Source organism: Campylobacter fetus subsp. fetus (assembly GCF_900475935.1).
Lineage (GTDB): Bacteria > Campylobacterota > Campylobacteria > Campylobacterales > Campylobacteraceae > Campylobacter > Campylobacter fetus.
The window spans coordinates 920,406-941,467 of the sequence record NZ_LS483431.1 but is presented as its reverse complement, the minus strand read 5'-3'; the positions used below and the strand labels follow the sequence as shown (position 1 = coordinate 941,467).

Genomic DNA, 21,062 nt, shown 5'->3' with positions numbered 1-21,062 from the left:
GCGGAATTTTTACTTCGCTCCAAATTCACCCTTAAAATATAATTAAAAATTATTTTTATTTATAATGATTTATTTTTAACTATAATTAACTAAATTTAAAGTATAAAATTTGTATAATCTGCAAATTTAATTACGGAAAACAAATTTTGTCTAAATTTGAAATATTCAAATCTACTATCCCAGTTATGATGGGATATATCCCGCTTGGTTTAGCCTTCGGACTTTATGGAGTTGGCAGCGGTTTGCCGATCTGGGTTATGAGTCTTACTAGTATCGTTATTTATGCAGGAAGCGTCGAGTTTTTACTTGTAGCTTTTATCGTATCTGGATCATCTTTGAGTAGCGTTTTTTTCATATCCTTTCTTTTAAATTTTAGACATTTTTTTTATACTATGGCTATGCTTAATGAGATAAAATCTTTAAAAAATCGTATATATTTTATCTACGCTTTGACTGATGAAACTTTTGCTATACTAAAATCACGAAAACAAAATAGTGATGAAAACAGAAATTTAATTTTTAATATGACGGCTTTACTAAATCAAAGCTACTGGATTTTTGGAGTCAATCTAGGCGCTATACTTGGTTCAAGCTTAAATGTATCTTACAAAGGGATTGATTTTAGTCTTAGTGCTTTGTTTGCTATATTAACTTATCAAGTTTTTAAAAATAATCCAAATAAAAGTGTCTTATTTTTAGGTATTGGATGTTCTATAATAGGGCTTTTTATATTTCCACAGCAGTATTTTTTATTTGGCACTCTTATATTTGCAGTGGTGATTTTATTGCTTTTTAAGAGGTATTTTTGATGGAGTATTTGCCGTATATTTTGGTAGCCGGTTTTGCTACTATTCTTACTAGATTTTTGCCTTATTGGTTGTTTAAAAAACGCTCAGATAATAAAACTTTGTTGTATTTGCAGCAGACTACTACTTTAATCATAATGATTGTTTTACTATTTTATGCTCTTAGAAGTATGGAATTTTCTACGTTTAATTTAGGTTTTAGTGCTATATTTTGTCTATTTTTGGTATTTGCTTTACAAATTTGGAAGAAGAATTCTTTAATTAGTATAATGGTTCCTACTATAATTTATATGATCATTATAAGGTTTGTTTGATAAATTTAAAGCACGTAAAAAGATATCAGATAATATTTTTTAGAAATTTTTAAGCTTAAAGTAACATTATGTTATTCAATTAAAATAAATTTATTAAAATAATTAAGATAAATCGTTGTAAAATTACAAAGACAAAAAATTTATTTTATAAATTTATCTTATTATCAAGGAGAAGTTATGGTTGAGCACAAACTCTTAAATACCATACAAGATAGACTAGACTCTTTATCAAAGATGCCTAAAATCAAAAAAAATAGCTCAATAGCCCAAGCGCTTAAAGAAAACGGCTTTACCCGTAGAGACTTTATGAAATGGGCTGGAGCTATGACGGCACTTATGGCTCTTCCGGCTAGTTTTGCTCCGGTTGTTGCAAAAGCAGCTGAGCTTGCAGATAGACTTCCGGTTATTTGGTTGCATATGGCAGAATGTACAGGATGTAGTGAGAGTCTTTTAAGGACAGATGCTCCAACTATAGATAGTTTGATATTTGATTATATCAGCCTTGAGTATCATGAGACCGTTATGGCTGCTTCTGGATGGCAAGCTGAAGAGAATCTTGAAAATGCCATAGAGAAATATAAAGGAAAATATGTTTTAATGGTAGAAGGCGGAATACCCGATGGAGATAGCTCGTTTTATCTAACAGTTGGACCAAAAGGCACTACTGGAAGAGAGCACGCTATACATGCTAGTGATAATGCTTTGGCGATATTTGCTATTGGTACCTGTTCGAGTTTTGGAGGCATACAAGCAGCAAGACCAAACCCAACAAATGCAAGACCGCTTCATAAAATTACAAACAAACCTGTTATAAATGTGCCCGGTTGTCCGCCAAGCGAGAAAAATATCGTAGGAAATGTTTTAAATTTCTTACTATTTGGAACGCTTCCTGCGCTTGATGTATATAATCGTCCAAAATGGGCTTACGGTCTTAGAATCCATGATCTTTGCGAGAGGCGCGGTCATTTTGATGCTGGAGAGTTTGTACAAGAATTTGGCGATGATGGTGCAAAAAATGGTTATTGTTTATACAAAGTAGGCTGCAAAGGACCATATACATTTAATAACTGCTCACGCGAAAGATTTAATCAACATACAAGCTGGCCTATCCAAGCAGGTCATGGTTGTATAGGTTGTTCCGAGCCTGATTTTTGGGATAAAATGGGACCTTTTGAAAAGCCTCTTGGAGATAGATTATACGAAACGGTATTTGAGGGACTTGGAGCAGACGCTATAACTGATAAAATAGGTATAGGTGTATTAGCTATAACAGGAGTTGCTATAGCGGCTCACGCTTTGATATCAACAGCTACAAAAGATAAGGAGTAATACATGAGCGAGCAAAGAATAGTAGTAGATCCAATAACAAGAATCGAAGGACACCTTAGAATTGAAGTTGTTGTTGATGATAATAGTGTCGTAAAAGAAGCTTATAGCGGCTCAACTCTTTGGAGGGGTATTGAAACTATAGTAAAAGGCAGAGATCCAAGAGACGCCGGATTTATGACTCAAAGAATTTGTGGTGTTTGTACATTTTCACACTATAGAGCAGGAATTGAAGCTGTTGAAAATGCTCTTGGTATAGTTCCTCCTTTAAATGCAAAATTAACTAGAACACTTATGAATGCGGCTCTGTTTTTACACGATCATCCCGTACATTTTTATCAACTCCACGCGCTTGATTATGTTGATGTAGTTAGCGCTCTTAGTGCAGATCCTAAAAAAGCTAGCGAAGAGGCGTTTAAATATAGCGAATATCCTTACGCTTGCGGCGCCGATCAACTAAAATTAGTTCAAGATAAAGTTAAAAAATTTGTTGAAAAAGGAAATCTCGGACCGTTTGCGAATGCTTACTGGGGACATTCTACTTATAAATTTACTCCAGAGCAAAATCTTATAGCTCTTAGTCACTATTTGGAGTGTTTAAGACTCCAAAGAACAATAGCGCAAGCTATGGCCGTATTTGGTGCGAAACAACCTCACCCGCAAAGTTTAACAGTAGGCGGCGTGACTTGTATTATGGATTTACAAGATCCTGCAAGACTTGGCGAATATATGGTTAAGTTTCAAGAGATGGCTGATTTTATAAATCGTGCTTATTACGCTGATTTGGTTATGGCTGCTAAAGCGTATGCGAGCGAGCCAAGCGTTTTAAATGATGTAGGAACTCCAAATTTAATTACTTATACAGATTTTCAATTAGGAGCAAATGAGTATCTATTTGAAGGTGGATATATACTAAATGGAGATGTTAGTAAGGTTTATGAAGTAGATGAAAATAAGATAACTGAAGAAGCTACGAGATCATGGTATAAAAATGATGCTCCACTTCATCCTTACGATGGACAAACAGAGCCGAATTATACCGGATTTAAAGATGCTCAAACTATGAATGCTAAAGGTGAGATGGAAGATACTAAGGTATTTGATATCGCAGGAAAGTATAGCTGGATTAAAGCCCCAAGATATGATTCTGTGCCTATGCAAGTAGGACCTATAGCAAATATCGTTATAAACTACGCAAAAGGAAATAAAAACGTAGTTCCAGTAGTAGATAAATTCTTAAAAGACACCGGGCTTCCTTTATCTGCAGTATTTTCTACTTTAGGAAGGACGGCATGCCGTATGATAGAAGCTACTATAGTAGCTAATAACGCACTAAAAGCATTTAATAATTTGATTGAGAATCTAAAAGTAGATCAATCAACTTGCGCCAAATATGTTATTGATAATAATAAAGAGTACAAAGGAAGATTTATAGGAAATGTTCCTAGAGGTATGCTTAGCCATTGGTGTAGAATTAAAAATGGCGTTATCGAAAATTGGCAAGCAGTTGTTCCTTCAACTTGGAATGCAAGTCCAAAAGATAGTAAAGGACAAATGGCAAGTTACGAGGCGTGTTTAGTAGGTCTTAAAATAGCTGATTTAAAACAGCCTTTAGAGATCATTCGCAAAATTCACTCTTATGATCCTTGTATCGCTTGTGCTGTTCATGTTATGGATACTAAAGGTAATAAGTTAAGCGAATATAAAGTTAATCCAAATTTGATTTAAAGGAGCGAATATGAAAGAGAGTAAAAAACATATCGCCGAATATGAGTTTTCTATAGGACTTAGAGTAACACACTGGATAAGAGCTATATGCATCACTATACTTATAGTCAGCGGATTTTATCTGGCTTATGTGTTTGTTAGTCCTGCTATAACTAGCGAGCCTACAAATTTTATGAATGCTAAATGGCGTGCAGTTCATCAAATAGTCGGATTTATACTTATAGGCTGCTTTATTTTTAAAGTTTATCTATTTTTCTTCGATAGACAAAGTAAAATAGAAAGAGTCAGCGTGAAGGATTTTTTAAGCCCAAAAATTTGGATAGCTCAGATAAAATATTATCTATTTTTAGGTAAGCATCCACATCTGCACGGTACTTATAATCCTCTGCAATTTATAGCATATATAATGTTTTATATAATATTACTTGTAGTGTGTTTAACTGGACTTGTACTATATGCTCATGTTTATCATAACGGTCTTGGAGGTCTTATTTATGAGCCTATGAGAGTTGTTGAGTCATGGATGGGCGGATTGGCTAATGTTCGTTTGATACATCATATATCTATGTGGGCTATAATGGTGTTTGTAGTAGTTCATGTTTATATGGCTGTATTTAATGCTATAAAAGGCAAAGATGGAGCAATTGACGCCATTATAAGCGGTTATAAATTTCCAAAAGAGCAATAAGCATATGCGTGTGCTTATTTTAGGTATTGGTAATGTAATGTTCGCCGATGAGGGTATCGGCGTTCATTTTACAAAAATGATAGAAAAAAACTTCAAATTTAGTTCTTCTAAACATAGCCTAGACTTTGTAGATGGAGGAACTTTAGCAAATCTTCTAAGTCCGATTATCGCAAAATATGATTATGTTATTGTTGTTGATTGCATTGATGCCGATAACGGTGATATCGGAGATGTGTATTTTTTTGATTTTGATGATATGCCAAAAAGTATAAACTGGTCCGGTTCTGCTCACGAAGTAGAGATGCTTCAGACGCTAGAAATGATGGATTTGATAGGTGATAGACCGCAAACTAAGATACTCGGCGTTATCCCAAAAAGGATAGAACCTATGAGTTTTGAGCTTAGCAACGAGGTAAAAGCTAGCTCATGCACTATGGAAAAAGTTATTTTAAAACATTTAAAAGAGCTTGGATTTGATTATGAAAAAGTTGCGGATTTTACCGTTCAAACTATTGCAGATGAATGGAAAAAGGAGCAATTTTGATACTTCATTTTGAGTTTAAATTTAATAATAATCAAAAAACTTTAGCTTTTTTTCTTGAGTATTGGGCTAAAAAAAGTGGTTTGGATTATTCTATAACATTTAAAAATGATGATATAAATTTATATATAAATGGTGATGAACAATCTCTTAGCAAATTTAATGATGAGTTTATAATTATGGTTCCTCACTCTGTATTTTTGCAAAATAGTTCTGTAAAAATAGAAGATGAAATGCCTAAAAATAGTGATTTAAAGTTTGATTTTTCATTAGAAAATATTACTCCGCTTAGTTTAAAAGACGGTATAAATGAGTTTGGTTTTAGTAGCGATGAGAGTCTTATAAATGAGGCTATCTCTGAGATAAATGCCGGAAAAAGCTTCATTTATGATGGATATGAGATATCTAAATTTGATAATTTTGATTGTAGCTATCTGCTATCTACCGGATTAAAAACAGCCCCAAAAGTTTTTGTTTGCGATGAAAAATCTTTGATAGCTTTAGCCAGTTTTGAAAAACCAGTCGTAAGTTTAAAATTAAATGCTCTTTTTAGAACAAATCACAAAGATGCGCCTATGTATTTTGATCTTCGTTCGGCGTGGGATCTGAATATTTATAAAATTTGCGATATTTTAAACAAGCAAGGAATTAACTTTTTAAAAGTAAAATCTACCAAAGACGATTTTAAAATTTCAGTGCTTGATGATAGTTTTTTAGTACTTAAAAATAGTAAGTTTTTGCAACAAGGCGACCTTGATTTTATACATTCAAGAACCGATAAAAACTTAGCTTTATTTGGGCTTGTGTTAAAAGAGTATGATCTTTTAAATAAAAGTGTTTGCAGAATATTTTTAAGCAAACATAGTACTGATTTTATCAAGGTTTATAAAGGCGAAGATGAGTTTAATCTTTTAAATTTAAAAGCTCCGGAAAGTTTTGATGAAATTTATGCGAAAATTGCTTCATTTGAAGGCGGTGAAAGGCTTTTAGATAATTATAAAGCTAGCTACTCTTTACCATCAGGAGATATAAATTTAGCTAATAATTTTTACTCAATTTTTATGATTGTAGATAAAATTCTGGGTTTTAACGGTATGATTTTCGACTACGCCAGGGATTTTGGCGGTCAAAAGGGAGTTAGGATTGATTATAAAATGTCAAGCAAAGATGAGTTTGATTGGATAAGACTTATAAGATCTGCTATGAGTTTTAAATTAGCTGGAGCTGAGCCTAAAAATATATCATTTGGTTGCTTTGAAAGCTTAGCGCTTTTCTTAAGTGATTTTGGAGATATCATAAAAGATGAATTTGAGTGTGCAAATATGCTATTAACCGGCTCACTTTTTGAAAATAAAGTTATTGCAAATCTTACGTTAAAATACTCAAACTCAAACTATAAAACTTGTTTTAGCGGATACTATCCACTTGAAATCACTTAAAATTGAAATTTATGGGCTGGTTCAAGGTGTAGGATTTCGCCCGTTTATCTACTATCTTGCTAAAAAATTTGGTATTTTTGGTAGAGTTTTTAATGATTCCCAGGGAGTTAAAATTCAAATTTATGCAGATGATGAGGCTTGCGATAAGTTTTGTAAGGCTATTTTTGATGAGCTTCCTCCACTCGCGAGAATCGATGATTTTAAAGTAACTGGGTGCAGTTTTAAATTTGATGATTTTAAGATTATAGAGTCTAAACAAGCCCTAAAAACAGCTCCTATTTTACCTGATTTTGCTATATGCGATGAGTGTAAACGCGAATTTTATGATAAAGATGATAGGCGTTTTCATCATCCATTTATTAATTGTACGAATTGCGGTCCTAGATTTTCTATCATAAAATCTTTACCATATGATCGTAAAAATACGACTATGAGTAGTTTTGCGATGTGTGATGAGTGTAAAAACGAGTATAGCAATCCGTATAATCGTCGTTATCATGCTCAGCCTATCTCATGCAAAACTTGTGGTCCAAAAGTTAGTTTTAAGAATCTTGATGGTATCGTTTTAGCTAATGATGAAGAAGCGATAAGACTGTGCGCAAATGAGTTAAAAAGCGGTAAGATTATAGCTATAAAAGGTATCGGCGGATTTCATTTGGTTTGTGACGCTACAAATCAAAAAGCTATAAGTAGTCTAAGAGAACGTAAAAATCGCCCTGATAAACCATTTGCCATTATGTGTAAAGATATACAAATGGCTTCTTTAGTGGCGTATATAAATGAGTTTGAAAAAGATGCTCTTACCTCAAATATAAAACCTATTATTTTACTTAAAAGTAAAGAAATTTTGCCTGCAAATCTAGCTTTGAATTTAAAAAAAATCGGCATATTTCTACCTCCGACATCGCTTCACTTGCTGCTTTTTGAATATATTGATTTTCCTATTATCGCAACTAGTGCAAATATAAGCGGTGAGCCGATAATAATTGATTTTGAAAGTATTTCCAAAAAGCTTATAAAAGTTTGCGATGGCGCACTTGATAATGATCGAGACATTCTAAATCCGAGCGATGATAGTATAGCTTTTGTATATCAGTCATATCTTGCTTGGTTACGCACTTCAAGAGGTATAAAACCAAAGATAATACACTCTAAATTTGATAAAAAAGGGTGTTTTTTGGCTATAGGAAGTGAGTTGAAAAATCAATTTGCTATTTATAAAGACGGATTGATATTTAGTTCTGCTTATATAGGCGATTTAAAAAATAAAGCTACTTTTGACAGATTTTTGATGGTGCTTGATATGTTTGTGCATACTTATGAGTTTAAATTTGAGTTTGTAATCGCAGATAAACATCCGTATTTTTTACATACTAAGCATTTTGCGAAGCAGGGTTTTACCGTGCATAAAGTGCAACATCATTACGCCCACATTCTTTGCGTTATGTTAGAAAACGATATCACGGACAGCGTTTTGGGATTTGGTTTTGATGGTACGGGTTATGGTGATGATTCTCATATTTGGGGCGGCGAGGTTTTTATTTGTGATACTAAAAACTATGAAAGAGTAGCTAAATTTGATGATTTTGATCTTATAGGTGGAGATAATGCTATCAAAAATATATACTATTTAACTTATTCTATTTTGTGTAAATATAATATAGATGCTCCTAAATTTTACTCCAAATTTGAACAAAATCAGCTTTTAAATTTAGATAAAGTTATGAAAAGTGGTATAAATATAATTAAAACTAGCTCTCTTGGAAGAATTTTTGATGCATTTGCATGTTTAGTTTTAGGTATAAATAAGGTTAGCTATGATGCGCAAGCGGCTATGGAGTTAGAAAGTTTATATGATGATACTATTGATATTTCATATGATTTTTGTATAAATGATGGAATTATCAGCTATAAAGAGCCATTTTTACGAGCTTTAAGCGACTCTCCTAGTGTTGCGGCGACTGGATTTATAAATGGTATAGCTAATCTTATTTTAGAATTAGCCGAGCTTTATAAAAAGCCAGTTGTGCTTGGAGGCGGAGTTTTTCAAAATGAAGCTCTGCTAAAACGCGTAATTCTAAATTTAAATAAAAATAGTATATTTTTTTATCTGCCAAAAGATGAGCCTGTTAATGATTCTAGTATAGCTATGGGGCAGATTTATTTTGGTTTAAAATTTTTGGGTTATAATGCAAATAATTTAAAAACATAAAAAAGGGTAAAAGATGGAACAAGAAGATAAAATAATTAGGTTTAGCGTGTCTCTACCCGAGCATCTGTTAGATGAACTAGATGATATGATCAAAGATCGCAACTATGCTAGTAGGAGCGAATTCACAAGAGATTTGATCAGAGAGAAAATCGTTAAGTATAGTTGGCTTAATGATAATGAGGATTTAGTAGGTGTTCTTACCATCATTTATGATCATCATCAAGGAGAACTTATGGGTAGAAAAATGGCTATAGAACATGATTCTATGGTAAATATAGTCTGCACTAATCATATCCATATGGACCATCATAACTGCCTTGAAACTATGGTTTTAAAAGGTATTGCTAGAGATATTGAAGAGTTTAGTAATAATATCTCAGGACTAAAAGGCGTAAAATTCGCAAAACTTGTTAAAGCAGCGGTACCTAAATATTAATAAATAAATTTAAAAGGAAAAATATGTGTAAAGATTGCGGTTGTAGTATGGGAAACCATGCTCATTCACACGAACATACTCATAATGGTCTCACTCATACTCATTCACATGAGCATATAGGTGAACATACTCATGATCACCACGCCCATCCAGCTTTAAATGAGAAAAAAACAGTTGAAGTTATAGAAAAAATTTTAAAAGAAAATGATCACGAAGCAGAGCATAATAGATCTCACCTTGATGAACATGGAATACTTTGTATAAATTTAATGAGTAGTCCAGGAGCAGGAAAAACAACTCTTCTAGAGGCAACTATAAAAAACGGTGATTTTAAAATCGGTGTTGTTGAGGGTGATCTAGAAACTAATCAAGACGCCAATAGAATACTAAAAGCTGGAGCAAAAGCTCATCAGATAACAACCGGTCAGACTTGTCATTTGGATGCTTTTATGGTTCATGAAGGTCTTCATCATCTACCTTTAAGCGAGCTTGATCTTGTATTTATAGAAAATGTTGGAAATTTAGTTTGTCCGGCTAGTTATGATGTCGGAGCTCATATAAATACAGTTTTATTAAGTGTTCCTGAAGGCGGCGATAAAGTAACAAAATATCCGGTGATGTTTAGAGCCGCAGATGTTCTTATAATAACAAAAATAGGGCTTTTAGAACATTTTGACTTTGATATCGGTGAGGTAAAAAAAGATGCTAGAAAGCTAAATCCAAAAGTTGATATCATAGAAGTAGATAGCAGAACAGGCGCTGGAATTGAGCAATGGATAAATTATATTAAGATGAAAAAGGAATTTAGATAATGTGTCTAAGCATACCTTCAAAAGTAGTGCAAATCGATGAAAATAATTTTGCCATAGTAGAGACTCTTGGAGTTAAGCGCGGTGTTAGTTTGGATCTTATAAACGAACCTGTAAATATAGGGGATTATGTTCTTATACATGTAGGATTTGCTATGGAAAAGATAGATACCAAATATGCGCTTGAGAGTTTAAAAATATATGAAGATATCGTGCGTCAGATGAAAGATGAAGAAATAGACCTTTATGAGGGCGATATGGGATTGCAAAGTAGGGCTTAATGGATTTAATAAACGATTTTAGAGATAAAGATAAAATTTTAGCTATTAGCAAACTTATACAAAAACAGAGTAAAAAACCATTTAATATAATGGAAATTTGCGGTGGTCATACTCATAGCATAATGAAATTCGCAATTCCTCAGTTAGTAGGAGAGCATATAAATTTTGTTCATGGTCCAGGCTGTCCCGTGTGCGTAATGCCTAAAAGTAGGATAGATGAAGCTATAAAATTAGCTAGTATGAATGGCGTGATATTCTGCACTTTAGCAGATATGTTAAGAGTTCCGGGAAGTAAAAGTTCGCTTTTAAAACTAAGAGGTGAAGGACACGATATAAGAGCGTTGTATTCTCCGCTTGATGCTATTAAAATAGCTCAGGAAAATACTGATAAAAACGTTATATTTTTTGCTATCGGATTTGAAACAACCACTCCTATGAGCGCTGTTTTAGTGGAAAAAGCTATAAATTTAAATTTGCAAAATATATTTTTTCATATAAATCACGTAACTGTTCCTACTCCAGTAAGAGCCATAATGAGCGATGAAAATGTAAAAATAGACGCATTTTTAGGACCAAGCCATGTAAGCATTATAACAGGAAGCGCTATTTATGAGAGTTTAGCTAATGAGTTTAAAACGCCTATCGCTGTTAGCGGATTTGAGCCGCTTGATATTATGGATAGTATATTAAATTTGGTAAAACAACAAAATGCAGGCACGTATGAAGTATATAATCAATATGCAAGAGTTGTTAGCAAAGATGGAAATTTAAAAGCTAAAGAGTTGATAAATAGATATTTTGAGCCATGTGATTTTGAGTGGAGAGGACTCGGCAATATAAATAAAAGCGGAATGAAACTTAAAGATGAGTTTTCAAATTTAGATGCTAGAGTTGTTTTTGATTGCAGTGTTGATAGTGCGGGTGAAAATAGAGCCTGTATATGCGGCGAGATACTTAGAGGGCGAGCTAAACCTTATGATTGCAAAGTTTTTGGTAAAGTTTGCAATCCTCAAAATCCAATAGGTAGCTGTATGGTTAGTGGCGAAGGAGCATGCGCAGCATACTATAAATATGCTAAAAGGGCTTGATATGGATAAGATAATGTTAAGTCATGGTGGCGGCGGAGAAGAGATGAATGAGCTTATAAACGGGCTTATTTTCAAAATTTTTAATAATGATATTTTAAAAGACAGCAATGATAGTGCTATTTTAAATTTAAATAATAAAGTGGCTTTTAGCACGGATAGTTTTGTGGTAACTCCTATAAAATTTAAAGGTGGAGATATCGGTAAAATAGCAGTTTGCGGCACAGTAAATGACTTAGCTATGGTAGGTGCTAGCGCAAAATACCTAAGCTGTTCTCTTATACTTGAAGAGGGATTTGGCTTGGATGAGTTAAAAGATATCTTGAACTCTATAAAGAAAACTGCCGATGAAGCGGGCGTGAGCATAGTGTGCGGCGATACAAAAGTAGTTCCTAAAGGGAGTTGTGATAAGATATTTATAAATACGACGGGGATCGGCGAAATTATAACAGATCAAATAGAAGTAAAAAATTTAGAGGTTTGCGCTAAGATACTTTTAAGCGGAGACATAGGAAGACATGGGGCGGTTATACTAGCTAGCAGAGAGGAGTTAGCTCTTACAAGCGAGTTAGAAAGCGATTGCAAAGTACTAAAAAGTGTTGTTTTAGAGCTTTTAAACTCAGGCATAAAACCTTTTTGTATGCGCGACGCGACAAGAGGAGGATTGTCGGCTGTTTTAAACGAATGGGCTAATTTTAAAAATTATGAAATTAAAATTTATGAAGAAAAAATAGCTTTAAGCGATGAAGTCGTCGGTATTTGTGAGTTACTGGGATTTGAAGCGTATGAGCTAGCAAATGAAGGAACATTCGTTTTGGCAGTAGATCCTAAAGATGAGCAAAAAGCCTTAGAGGTATTAAGAAAATATGATAAAAATGCAAACATCATAGGTGAAGTTGTAAGTGATAAAAGAGCTGGAGTTTTGCTAGAAAATAGTTATGGCGGAAATAGATATTTAGAGCCCCCAAAAGGCGAATTGTTACCTAGAATTTGTTAAAAAGGATAATTTTATGCATGAGTTAGCTATAGTTCAAGATTTATTTAAGCTTTGTGAGACAAATGCTATGAAAAACAATGCGCAAAAAATCATGAAAGTAGAGATCCAAGTAGGCAGGTTAAGCGGTGTCGAACCTCACTATTTAGAGAGTGCATTTGACGCTTTTAAAGTTAATACTATTTGCAGCTCGGCAAAACTTATTATAAATACGCAAGATGTGGTTGTAAGATGTTTGGAGTGCGGTTTTGAGAGTATTTTGCTGGATAATAATTTTGTATGTTCAAAATGCGGCTCAAACAATCTTGAAGTTATATCTGGAGAAGATATGTATCTTATGCGTCTTGAAATGGAGTAGGGCGATTATTGAAATAGTATAAAAGGTAGTTCAAGAGTATTTTTTATAATATTATATGGTGTTTTTATGATATCAGTTACCACTTGAGTCTCAAATTTAGGCTCGTCAAGCGTTCCTCGTACTTTTATAACCGTTGATATGGTTTTGTCTTTCCCAAGAAATATATGACTGACGACTGGAATTTTGCTTATGATAGAGCTAGCGTCTTTTAGTAGTTTTAACTGAAAAGTCATATTAATATCTTTTGTTTTTAGATCTATTGTACCGTTTCCGGTTATATCAGCACTACTTCCGCTAAGATCGATAGCTTTTATGGTGAGCAAATTATCATCTCTTTGAACTAACATAATTCCGTTATTTACAGTAAATCCTTTGTCGTTGAAATCAGGAACTTTAAATATCAGTAATGAAGGGATAGAGTCAAGAAAGCTCAAAAATTGTTGGTAGAACTTATAATTGCTTAAATAAGTATTACTTACTTTTATTTCGCTTTTAAATTTAGTAAAGCCTTCTCCGTTTAATCTAACAGTGAAATTTCCGTCTTTAAATCCGTCTAATCCTAAAAAATCATTGACAAAAGAAGCGTCTAAGCCATCGCCTTCTATTTTTACACTATTTTTTTGCTTGTTTAGTTTTACTTCTCCGTTATCGAATAATCCGTCGAAATTTAGTTCGTTATTGTTTATATTTCCGCTAAATTTAATAAAATTTAGAGTTCTATTTAAATCCATTATTATAATTGAAGAGTTTTTTGCGGCGAAATTCAGGTTTTTTTCATACTCTTTTTTGGATGAATTTGCATCAACTAATAATTTTAGATTATTTAAATTTAAATTTATATCCGAGTCTGTTATACTCATTTTCAAATAATCACTTTTGCTTATTACATCTATATTTTTATTTATTAAAATTTTAAAATGATCTTCGTCGTATGGGTTGTTTTGTAAATTTAAAAACGGTAAATCAAACTTTGCACTACTAAAATCAACATCAAATTTAGAAAAATCAGGAGTTTGTATAAGCAGATCGCCATCCATAATACTTAATTTCTCCATAAGCGGCGAATACTGTTTTAGTTCTTTTAAATTTTTAACCTTTATTTGGTTATTTTTTGCTATATTTATAGATAAATTTAGTTTGTCGGCTGTTATATTTAGATCTTTATTATAATCCAAATTTATAGTATCGTTTATATCTGAAGCCGCAAAAATTCTACACTCATTTATACATAATTTGTTAAATTTAGCATCAAATTTAGCTTTTTTTAAATTTGCATCAAGCTCTCCGTCTACGTTTGCGTCAAATATATTATTCATCAAATTTGAGTTTTTAAATTTAATTACGTTGTTTTTTAAATATATATTTGCATATTTAGTATAAAAATCAGCTCCTCCGATATCTATATTTGCATCTTTTAGCATAAACTCGCCGTTGCTTGAGATGGAAAACGGATCAAAAACTATATCGAGAGTTAAGTTGCTATCTAGATTTCCGCTTTTTTGAGAAACAGGAAAATCTATGCCATATGCTTTTAAAATAGCGTGTATATCATTATCTAAAAATGAATTTGTCGTTATATTTACACTCATATTCGAGTTTTTTCCTATTATATTTCTTATCACGACAGAACTTCCATCTAGCGGTTTTTCCATGTATGTCGGTTTTTCAAGATGAAAAAACAGACTATCATTTTTTAGCTCCGCATATGCTAAATTAGACTTTACGGGGGTTATATTTTCATGAAATTTAATGGATAAATCTTTCGCAACTGCTTTGGCGTATAGTTCATTTGGATAAAAATCAAAATTTTTTAAGTTTAGTTTTCCGTGCAGCGAATATAAAGTATATTCTTTTGCTATGATATATCCATAAATCCAGTTTTTGATCTCTGTGTGAAGATCTGTTTTTTCAGCTAGATTATCTATAAATTTTTCGATACTATTTGCATTTACATTTGAAATATTATAATCCAATATATTATTTTTTAGATTTAAACCTATATCTCCAGATAACTCATATGATCTGAATTTACCGCCAAAATAGTATCTGTTGTCATATAAATCTGCTACTAAATTTCCATTTATCGTTATATTGAAATCTTTAAGCGACAGTTCGCTTACATTTGCTATTAATACTTTATTTTTATTTTCTATTTGGGTATTTATGGTAAGATAAGGCGTATTGACATAAAATATATTGTCTTTATATAATAATGTTGAATTTATATCTTGATAAGAGATATTTTCTATATTTATCTCTTTAAAAAGTCTGCCTAGCCAGATTGCGTTATCTGCGATATCTAAAAGCTCTTTGCTGCTAGATTGTTCGCTTTTTTTGTTATAAATTTCAATATTTTTTATATTTACAATTAGTTTTTTATCTAATTTTATATATAATTTTTCTATTCGCAGTAGTTCGGAGTCGAAGCTATCTATGCGAATACCATTTATTAAAGTTAAAATTAAGGCAATTATAATGGTTATTGAAAATATTAAAAAAAAACGAGCTTTTTTAATAATTTGTGAAATAGCGCTCATACTTTTCCTAAGTCTGTTTGCAACGCTCGCTAGACCTATTGATACTAGTAAGGTTGTGTATCTTCCTAATGGAAGCGTTGGCGAAATTATATCGTATTTAGATAAGCGCAATTTTAATGTTAATAAATTTGATAAATATATTTTAGTTTTTATGGGATTTCCGCAGTCTGGCTGGATAGAAATAGGTCAAAATAGACTTAGCAAATTTGATTTTTTGTATAAATTAACAACCGCAAAAGCCGCTATGGTAGATATAACCCTGATTCCCGGTGAGACAACTTTGTATTTTTTAAAAGATATCGCAAATGAATTAAATTTAGATTACAATCGTTTAACTCATGAGTATAATAAACAATCCCCCATCAAAGAGGGTTACCTTGTTCCAGATACTTATAAAATTCCAGTAGGTATAAGCGAAAAACATCTAATTTATTATTTGATAAATTCATCAAAACGTTATCATGAGCATATAAGCAATAAAATATTTGGCGAGTGGGATGAAAAAAAATGGTTTAATTTTCTTATTATAGCTTCTGTAATACAAAAAGAGGCTGCCGATGCAGAAGAGATGCCTATCGTCTCTTCAGTCATTTATAACAGACTCAAAAAAGGTATGAAGTTGCAGATGGACGGTACGTTAAATTATGGATTATATTCGCATGAAAAAGTAACTGCGGAACGTATTAGAAAAGATAATACTAGGTATAATACGTATATTCATAGCGGATTGCCGCTAACTGCTGTTTGTAACGTATCTTTAGATGCTATAAAAGCGGCAATTTTTCCTAGAAAAACTGATTTTTTATATTTTGTAAGAAATCCAAAAACCGGAAAACATACGTTTTCTAAGAGCTATGAAAATCATGTAAATGAGATTAAAAAGGCAAAATAATATCTCGGTTTCGTCTTTTTAATTGAGTATTTATTAATACTGATTTTATTTAAATTTGAATATAATCAAAAATTTAAAATAAATTAAAAAGTAGGCAGATGGAAGCTTTTTTATTAGCAGAGTATATAGGTATAGCCTCTGCTGCTTTGAGCGGATTTTTGTTTGGTATAAAAAGAGGCTGTGACTGGCTTGGCGTATTTCTCGCAGCGTTTTTAACGGCTCTAGGCGGCGGACTTATGAGAGATGTTATAGTTGGACGTCCGGCTTATTCATTTACGCACCATATGCCGGTTTTAATTGTGATAGGAGTGATGTTTATAGCTATATTTCTTAAATTTCACCGCGAAAATAGAAACGATCTTGAGAAAAAATTTATATTTATAATGACCGACGCCGTTGATGTGATAAGCTTTTCTATAGTTGGAGCTATAGTTTCGCTCGAGTATGGACTAAACGTATTTGGCGTTGTTATGGTGGCTTTTTGCAACGGTGTTGGCGGTGGTATTTTAAGAGACGTACTTTTAAATGAAGTTCCTTGGTTTTTAAAAACCGGGCTTTATGGAACTATTAGCATGAGCATAGGCTTGATCTATTATTTTATGAGTTTATACGGTCTTACTAATATATATTGGATAATGGCTCTGTTCGCCTTAGGTGTTATTTTTAGACTCTGTGCTTACTACAGAAAATGGAATTTGCCGCAAATTTATTATAAGGAGTAGTTATGTTGATGGGAAATTATGCTAGAGTTGATTTAGGATTTAAAAAAGGTAAGGGCGCTATTTTATGGAGTCTTGACGGAAAAGATTATGTAGATTTTGGAAGTGGTATTGGGGTATGTTCGCTTGGTCATAGTAATAAAAAATTAGCAAAAACTATAAAAAATCAAGCAAAAACACTTCTGCATACTTCAAATATATATAAAATAAAACCTCAAGAAAAGCTTGCTGATAAGATGTGCGATCTACTTGGAGAGCCGTACTATCTATTTTTTGCAAATTCCGGAGCTGAAGCAAACGAGTGTGCTATAAAATTAGCTAGAAAGTACGGAAATTCATTTGAAGAGAAGAAATACGAAATCATAACTCTTGGCAACTCATTTCACGGCAGAACAATTGCTACGCTCAAGCTTACCGGACAAGAAAAATTTCATTCAAAGGATTTCGCTCCGTATCCAGATGCTTTTAAATTTTTTAATACTATAGATGAAATTATAGAAAATCTTAATGATAAAACAGTTGCTGTTATGGTCGAGCTTGTGCAAGGCGAGGGCGGTATAAATCCTCTAAATATAGCCGAAATACAAAAATTAGCTCAAATTTTAAAAGAGCGAAATATACTATTTATCACAGATGAAGTTCAATGCGGAGTATATAGAACTGGTGAGTTTGTAACTAGTCAAATTTATGGCGTAACTCCAGATATCATAACTTTTGCAAAAGGTCTTGGAGGCGGCGTTAGTATAGGAGCGTGCGCTAGTAAAAAAGATATTTTTAAAGCCGGAGATCATGGAAGTACGTTTGGTGGAAATTTTTTAGCGATGAGCGCCGGGATCACCGTTTTAAAAGAGATGAAAAAACTTAAAAAAAGCGGAAAATTAGACGAAGCCATAAAAGAGTTCAAAAATAATTTAGATGAGCTTGTTAGCAACTATAGCGATGTTTTTAGAAGCAGAGTAGGACTAGGTCTTATGCAAGGACTTATATTAAAAAATCCTGAAAATTTAGCATCAGTGTTAAATAAAGCCTTAGAAAAAAGGGTTCTTGTGCTAAAATCCGGTAAAGATACATTGAGGTTTTTACCGCCTTTAAATATCAGTAAAAAAGAGATAAAAAAAGGTTTTAAAAGATTAAAAAATGCCTTAAACGAACTAAATTTGGAAAGATAAATGAAGCTTTTAACACATAATTTAAACGGTAAAGATATCTTAGCAGTATTAGGTGCCGATGGCAGCGTAATAGATATATCTAAAGCAAATATATATAAAAAAGATATGAATGAACTCATTCTTACTTTAAATAATGATGAAAAAACAAGATTAGAGAGTTTAAGTCATGAAATAGGCGGTATAAAATATGAAAATACGGTAAAAAGATCTCCTATAATTTTTCCTTTGCAAGATATAATCTGTCTTGGTATAAATTTTATGGAGCATGCTGTCGAGTCTTATAAATTTAAAAAAATTGAGTTTGATGGAAAAAGAGAGTATCCGGTTTATTTTTCAAAAAGAGCAAACGAGATAGTAGGAGACGGCGGTTTTATAGAGTCCCATAACGATATAACCAGTACTCTTGATTATGAAGTTGAATTAGCAGCCATAGTCGGCAAAGACGCTAAAAACATAAGTCCGGATGAAGTAAATAAATATATATTTGGTTATACTATTTTAAACGATATCAGTTCAAGAGATATACAAAATAGATATAAGCAATGGTACTATGGCAAAAGTCTTGATGGGGCAACTCTTATGGGTCCTTGGATAGTGACTGATTTAGATGTTGCAAATTTGAAAATAGAATCTCGTATAAATGGAGAACTTCGTCAAAGTTCAAATACTAATAAAATGATATTTGATATAAATTATGTTTTAAGCGATCTTAGTAAAGGAATGACGATAAAAGCCGGCAGCATAATATCTTTAGGCACTCCGAGCGGTGTAGGTATGGGATTTACTCCGCCAAAATACTTAAAGACTCAAGATGTGGTTGAATGTTATATAGAAGGTATCGGAACTTTAACTAATATTGTAAAATAGAGTGTAAAATAATTTTAATTTTATTAAAAATTATTTATAATTAAGCATTAAAAAAACTAAAAAAAGGAAAATTATGGCAGATGAAGCTAAAACAACAGAGGGCGGAAGTAAAAAAAGTCCGGTAGTTCTTATAGCTATCGTTGGAGTTCTTGTATTTTTACTTATTATCGGTGCTTTAGTAGCATTTATGTTAGTAGGAAGCAGTTCTGAGCAAAAAATGGAAGCAAATCAAGCTCCAAACAGCACCCAACAGCAAGCAGCTCCGAGTCCAAAGCAGCGTTCAAATGACTTTTTTAATGTTGGTCCAATGTATCCTATGGATCAGTTTTTAGTAAATTTACTTAGCGAAAGCGGTTCTAGGTTTCTAAAAACTACTTTAAATTTAGAGCTTAGCGAACAGACTTTAAGTCCTGAAATAGATAAGAAAAAACCTCTTATTAGAGATATTATCATAAGAACTTTATCTTCAAAAACTTATGAAGATGTTAGCACTTCAAAAGGTAAAGAGCGTTTGAAAGATGAGTTGGTAACTAAGATAAATGAGATACTAAGAGACGGATATATAAAAAATGTATATTTTACTGATTTTATCGTACAATGATAGGTATAGATATAGTCAAAATAGACAGAGTAACATCTGCTAAATCTAAATTTAAAAGTAAATTTATATATAAGTTTTTGCTATCTAGTGAAGTTGCTTTAGTCAAAAACGATGCAAGCTTAGCAGGTATTTGGGCAGCTAAAGAGGCTGCTAGCAAAGCTTTGGGTTGCGGAATTGGTGCTGAACTTAGCTTTTTAGATATTGAAATTTATAAAGATAAAAAAGGCGCACCGAAGCTAAAGTTTAACGAAAATATAGTAAAAAAGTTTAATATAAAAAATACAAGTTTAAGTATCACGCACGATGGCGGATTTGCCATCGCAGCCGTGATAGTAGAAAATTAATCATACAATGTAGTTGATAGATATCTCTCTCCAGTATCGCAAAGTATGGTTACTATCGTTTTACCGTGGTTTTCAGCTCTTTTTGCCACTTCTTTTGCAGCATATACATTTGCACCGCTAGAAACTCCGACTAAAAGACCTTCATTTTGAGCTAATGCTTTTGCCGTAGCTATAGCATCTTCATTCGATACGGTAAAAAACTCATCGATAACGTCTCTGTTCAAATTTTTTGGGATAAAGTTTGCACCTATACCTTGTATGGCGTGAGGTCCTGCTTCTCCTTTGCTTAAAAGAGGTGATTTCTCAGGTTCTACTGCTATAATCTTTACGTTAGGATTTTTTGCTCTTAATACCTCTGCTATACCGCTTACCGTGCCGCCTGTGCCAAATCCAGCTACAAGTATATCTACCTTGCCGTTGGTATCGTTTAGTATTTCTATTGCGGTTGTGTTTTTGTGCATAGCAGGATTTGCTGGATTGTCAAATTGACTTGGGATGAAGCTATTTTCGGTTTCGTTGGCTATTTTTATAGCTTCATTAACAGCTCCTTGCATACCGTATTTAGGATCTGTTAATACAAGATTCGCACCGAATGCTTTTAGCAGTTTTTGACGCTCTAAACTCATTGAGCTTGGCATAGTTAGTATCATTTTAAGTCCTAATTGAGCGCAGACCATAGCTAGACCAACACCTGTATTTCCACTAGTAGGTTCGATGATAACGCTATTTTTGTTTATCTTTCCTTCGCTCATACCTACTCTTATCATATTAAGAGCTATTCTATCTTTTACTGAATGGCTTGGGTTTAAAAACTCACATTTTGCTAAAATAGTTGCATCATTTCCAAATTTATTTATTCTAACTAACGGAGTATTGCCAATAAGCTCAGTTACATTGTTTGCAATTTTCATTAATT

Annotated in this window: 22 protein-coding genes; 20 read left to right on the top strand and 2 right to left on the bottom strand. The window is 32.7% G+C overall.

Annotated features, from left to right (window positions below):
• Window positions 1-185: 185 nt before the first annotated feature.
• The 14 genes from DQN38_RS04645 to DQN38_RS04580 all read left to right on the top strand — a co-directional run bounded on the left by DQN38_RS04645 (window position 186) and on the right by DQN38_RS04580 (window position 13,017).
• A complete protein-coding gene (locus DQN38_RS04645) occupies window positions 186-809 on the top strand; it encodes an AzlC family ABC transporter permease (protein WP_170117941.1) in 624 nt (207 codons plus the stop codon).
• Window positions 809-1,120, top strand: a complete 312-nt coding sequence (locus DQN38_RS04640; protein ID WP_011732010.1) for a branched-chain amino acid transporter permease — start codon at window positions 809-811, stop codon at window positions 1,118-1,120. Before DQN38_RS04645 ends, DQN38_RS04640 begins: the two co-directional genes overlap by 1 nt.
• A gap of 177 nt (window positions 1,121-1,297) precedes the next feature.
• On the top strand, window positions 1,298-2,449 hold the full coding sequence (locus tag DQN38_RS04635) for a hydrogenase small subunit (RefSeq protein WP_011732009.1): 1,152 nt from the start codon (window positions 1,298-1,300) through the stop codon (window positions 2,447-2,449).
• 3 nt (window positions 2,450-2,452) lie between these two features.
• Window positions 2,453-4,174 (top strand): nickel-dependent hydrogenase large subunit, encoded by a 1,722-nt coding sequence (locus DQN38_RS04630; RefSeq protein WP_002849472.1) that lies wholly within the window; start codon window positions 2,453-2,455, stop codon window positions 4,172-4,174.
• A gap of 10 nt (window positions 4,175-4,184) precedes the next feature.
• Complete coding sequence (cybH, locus tag DQN38_RS04625; protein WP_002849471.1) at window positions 4,185-4,862, top strand: Ni/Fe-hydrogenase, b-type cytochrome subunit; 678 nt, start codon at window positions 4,185-4,187, stop codon at window positions 4,860-4,862.
• 4 nt (window positions 4,863-4,866) lie between these two features.
• Window positions 4,867-5,406, top strand: a complete 540-nt coding sequence (locus DQN38_RS04620) for a HyaD/HybD family hydrogenase maturation endopeptidase (protein ID WP_002849469.1) — start codon at window positions 4,867-4,869, stop codon at window positions 5,404-5,406.
• Window positions 5,403-6,842 (top strand): hypothetical protein, encoded by a 1,440-nt coding sequence (locus tag DQN38_RS04615; RefSeq protein ID WP_065843937.1) that lies wholly within the window; start codon window positions 5,403-5,405, stop codon window positions 6,840-6,842. Before DQN38_RS04620 ends, DQN38_RS04615 begins: the two co-directional genes overlap by 4 nt.
• The gene (hypF, locus tag DQN38_RS04610; protein WP_038453448.1) at window positions 6,829-9,054 is read left to right on the top strand and encodes a carbamoyltransferase HypF; all 2,226 of its coding nucleotides are present in this window, start codon (window positions 6,829-6,831) and stop codon (window positions 9,052-9,054) included. Before DQN38_RS04615 ends, hypF begins: the two co-directional genes overlap by 14 nt.
• Before the next feature lie 13 nt (window positions 9,055-9,067).
• A complete protein-coding gene (gene nikR, locus DQN38_RS04605) occupies window positions 9,068-9,490 on the top strand; it encodes a nickel-responsive transcriptional regulator NikR (protein ID WP_011732006.1) in 423 nt (140 codons plus the stop codon).
• Window positions 9,491-9,513: 23 nt separating this feature from the next.
• Window positions 9,514-10,302: a hydrogenase nickel incorporation protein HypB gene (gene hypB, locus DQN38_RS04600; RefSeq protein ID WP_111738194.1), complete on the top strand. Its 789-nt coding sequence runs from the start codon at window positions 9,514-9,516 to the stop codon at window positions 10,300-10,302.
• A complete protein-coding gene (locus DQN38_RS04595) occupies window positions 10,302-10,580 on the top strand; it encodes a HypC/HybG/HupF family hydrogenase formation chaperone (RefSeq protein WP_065843936.1) in 279 nt (92 codons plus the stop codon). Before hypB ends, DQN38_RS04595 begins: the two co-directional genes overlap by 1 nt.
• On the top strand, window positions 10,580-11,668 hold the full coding sequence (hypD, locus tag DQN38_RS04590; RefSeq protein ID WP_065843935.1) for a hydrogenase formation protein HypD: 1,089 nt from the start codon (window positions 10,580-10,582) through the stop codon (window positions 11,666-11,668). The genes DQN38_RS04595 and hypD overlap by 1 nt, the downstream gene beginning before the upstream one ends.
• Window position 11,669: 1 nt before the next feature.
• A complete protein-coding gene (gene hypE, locus DQN38_RS04585) occupies window positions 11,670-12,662 on the top strand; it encodes a hydrogenase expression/formation protein HypE (RefSeq protein WP_024305511.1) in 993 nt (330 codons plus the stop codon).
• 13 nt (window positions 12,663-12,675) lie between these two features.
• Window positions 12,676-13,017: a hydrogenase maturation nickel metallochaperone HypA/HybF gene (locus tag DQN38_RS04580; protein ID WP_002849461.1), complete on the top strand. Its 342-nt coding sequence runs from the start codon at window positions 12,676-12,678 to the stop codon at window positions 13,015-13,017.
• A 5-nt stretch (window positions 13,018-13,022) separates the two neighbouring features.
• Here DQN38_RS04580 and DQN38_RS04575 read toward each other — a convergent pair whose 3' ends face one another.
• Window positions 13,023-15,554: a YhdP family protein gene (locus tag DQN38_RS04575; RefSeq protein ID WP_081303761.1), complete on the bottom strand. Its 2,532-nt coding sequence runs from the start codon at window positions 15,552-15,554 to the stop codon at window positions 13,023-13,025.
• On the opposite strand from DQN38_RS04575, the gene mltG reads away from it, so the two are divergent.
• From mltG to acpS, 6 genes are all read left to right on the top strand, one after another.
• On the top strand, window positions 15,451-16,446 hold the full coding sequence (mltG, locus tag DQN38_RS04570) for an endolytic transglycosylase MltG (protein ID WP_011732004.1): 996 nt from the start codon (window positions 15,451-15,453) through the stop codon (window positions 16,444-16,446). The genes DQN38_RS04575 and mltG overlap by 104 nt on opposite strands.
• A 98-nt stretch (window positions 16,447-16,544) precedes the next feature.
• Window positions 16,545-17,168: a trimeric intracellular cation channel family protein gene (locus tag DQN38_RS04565; RefSeq protein ID WP_010399559.1), complete on the top strand. Its 624-nt coding sequence runs from the start codon at window positions 16,545-16,547 to the stop codon at window positions 17,166-17,168.
• A gap of 2 nt (window positions 17,169-17,170) precedes the next feature.
• Window positions 17,171-18,334 carry an aspartate aminotransferase family protein gene (locus tag DQN38_RS04560; RefSeq protein ID WP_065843934.1) on the top strand — a complete coding sequence of 388 codons (1,164 nt, stop codon included), beginning with the start codon at window positions 17,171-17,173 and terminating at the stop codon, window positions 18,332-18,334.
• Window positions 18,335-19,201, top strand: a complete 867-nt coding sequence (locus DQN38_RS04555) for a fumarylacetoacetate hydrolase family protein (RefSeq protein WP_065843933.1) — start codon at window positions 18,335-18,337, stop codon at window positions 19,199-19,201.
• A gap of 73 nt (window positions 19,202-19,274) precedes the next feature.
• Complete coding sequence (gene fliL / locus DQN38_RS04550; RefSeq protein ID WP_002849449.1) at window positions 19,275-19,802, top strand: flagellar basal body-associated protein FliL; 528 nt, start codon at window positions 19,275-19,277, stop codon at window positions 19,800-19,802.
• Window positions 19,799-20,146, top strand: a complete 348-nt coding sequence (gene acpS, locus DQN38_RS04545; protein WP_002849445.1) for a holo-ACP synthase — start codon at window positions 19,799-19,801, stop codon at window positions 20,144-20,146. The genes fliL and acpS overlap by 4 nt, the downstream gene beginning before the upstream one ends.
• On the opposite strand, the gene cysK is transcribed toward acpS, so the two are convergent.
• Window positions 20,143-21,057, bottom strand: coding sequence for a cysteine synthase A (gene cysK / locus DQN38_RS04540; RefSeq protein ID WP_002849443.1), 915 nt, complete (start codon window positions 21,055-21,057; stop codon window positions 20,143-20,145). The genes acpS and cysK overlap by 4 nt on opposite strands.
• Window positions 21,058-21,062 lie beyond the last annotated feature (5 nt).

Bases quoted from the DNA above. Each gene is read 5' to 3' on its own strand.
- DQN38_RS04645 (WP_170117941.1), top strand. From the start codon at position 186: ATGATGGGATATATCCCGCTTGGTTTAGCCTTCGGACTTTATGGAGTT.
- DQN38_RS04640 (WP_011732010.1), top strand. From the start codon at position 809: ATGGAGTATTTGCCGTATATTTTGGTAGCCGGTTTTGCTACTATTCTT.
- DQN38_RS04635 (WP_011732009.1), top strand. From the start codon at position 1,298: ATGGTTGAGCACAAACTCTTAAATACCATACAAGATAGACTAGACTCT.
- DQN38_RS04630 (WP_002849472.1), top strand. From the start codon at position 2,453: ATGAGCGAGCAAAGAATAGTAGTAGATCCAATAACAAGAATCGAAGGA.
- cybH (WP_002849471.1), top strand. From the start codon at position 4,185: ATGAAAGAGAGTAAAAAACATATCGCCGAATATGAGTTTTCTATAGGA.
- DQN38_RS04620 (WP_002849469.1), top strand. From the start codon at position 4,867: ATGCGTGTGCTTATTTTAGGTATTGGTAATGTAATGTTCGCCGATGAG.
- nikR (WP_011732006.1), top strand. From the start codon at position 9,068: ATGGAACAAGAAGATAAAATAATTAGGTTTAGCGTGTCTCTACCCGAG.
- hypB (WP_111738194.1), top strand. From the start codon at position 9,514: ATGTGTAAAGATTGCGGTTGTAGTATGGGAAACCATGCTCATTCACAC.
- DQN38_RS04595 (WP_065843936.1), top strand. From the start codon at position 10,302: ATGTGTCTAAGCATACCTTCAAAAGTAGTGCAAATCGATGAAAATAAT.
- hypD (WP_065843935.1), top strand. From the start codon at position 10,580: ATGGATTTAATAAACGATTTTAGAGATAAAGATAAAATTTTAGCTATT.
- hypE (WP_024305511.1), top strand. From the start codon at position 11,670: ATGGATAAGATAATGTTAAGTCATGGTGGCGGCGGAGAAGAGATGAAT.
- DQN38_RS04580 (WP_002849461.1), top strand. From the start codon at position 12,676: ATGCATGAGTTAGCTATAGTTCAAGATTTATTTAAGCTTTGTGAGACA.
- mltG (WP_011732004.1), top strand. From the start codon at position 15,451: ATGCGAATACCATTTATTAAAGTTAAAATTAAGGCAATTATAATGGTT.
- DQN38_RS04575 (WP_081303761.1), bottom strand. From the start codon at position 15,554: ATGAGCGCTATTTCACAAATTATTAAAAAAGCTCGTTTTTTTTTAATA.
- DQN38_RS04565 (WP_010399559.1), top strand. From the start codon at position 16,545: ATGGAAGCTTTTTTATTAGCAGAGTATATAGGTATAGCCTCTGCTGCT.
- DQN38_RS04560 (WP_065843934.1), top strand. From the start codon at position 17,171: ATGTTGATGGGAAATTATGCTAGAGTTGATTTAGGATTTAAAAAAGGT.
- DQN38_RS04555 (WP_065843933.1), top strand. From the start codon at position 18,335: ATGAAGCTTTTAACACATAATTTAAACGGTAAAGATATCTTAGCAGTA.
- fliL (WP_002849449.1), top strand. From the start codon at position 19,275: ATGGCAGATGAAGCTAAAACAACAGAGGGCGGAAGTAAAAAAAGTCCG.
- acpS (WP_002849445.1), top strand. From the start codon at position 19,799: ATGATAGGTATAGATATAGTCAAAATAGACAGAGTAACATCTGCTAAA.
- cysK (WP_002849443.1), bottom strand. From the start codon at position 21,057: ATGAAAATTGCAAACAATGTAACTGAGCTTATTGGCAATACTCCGTTA.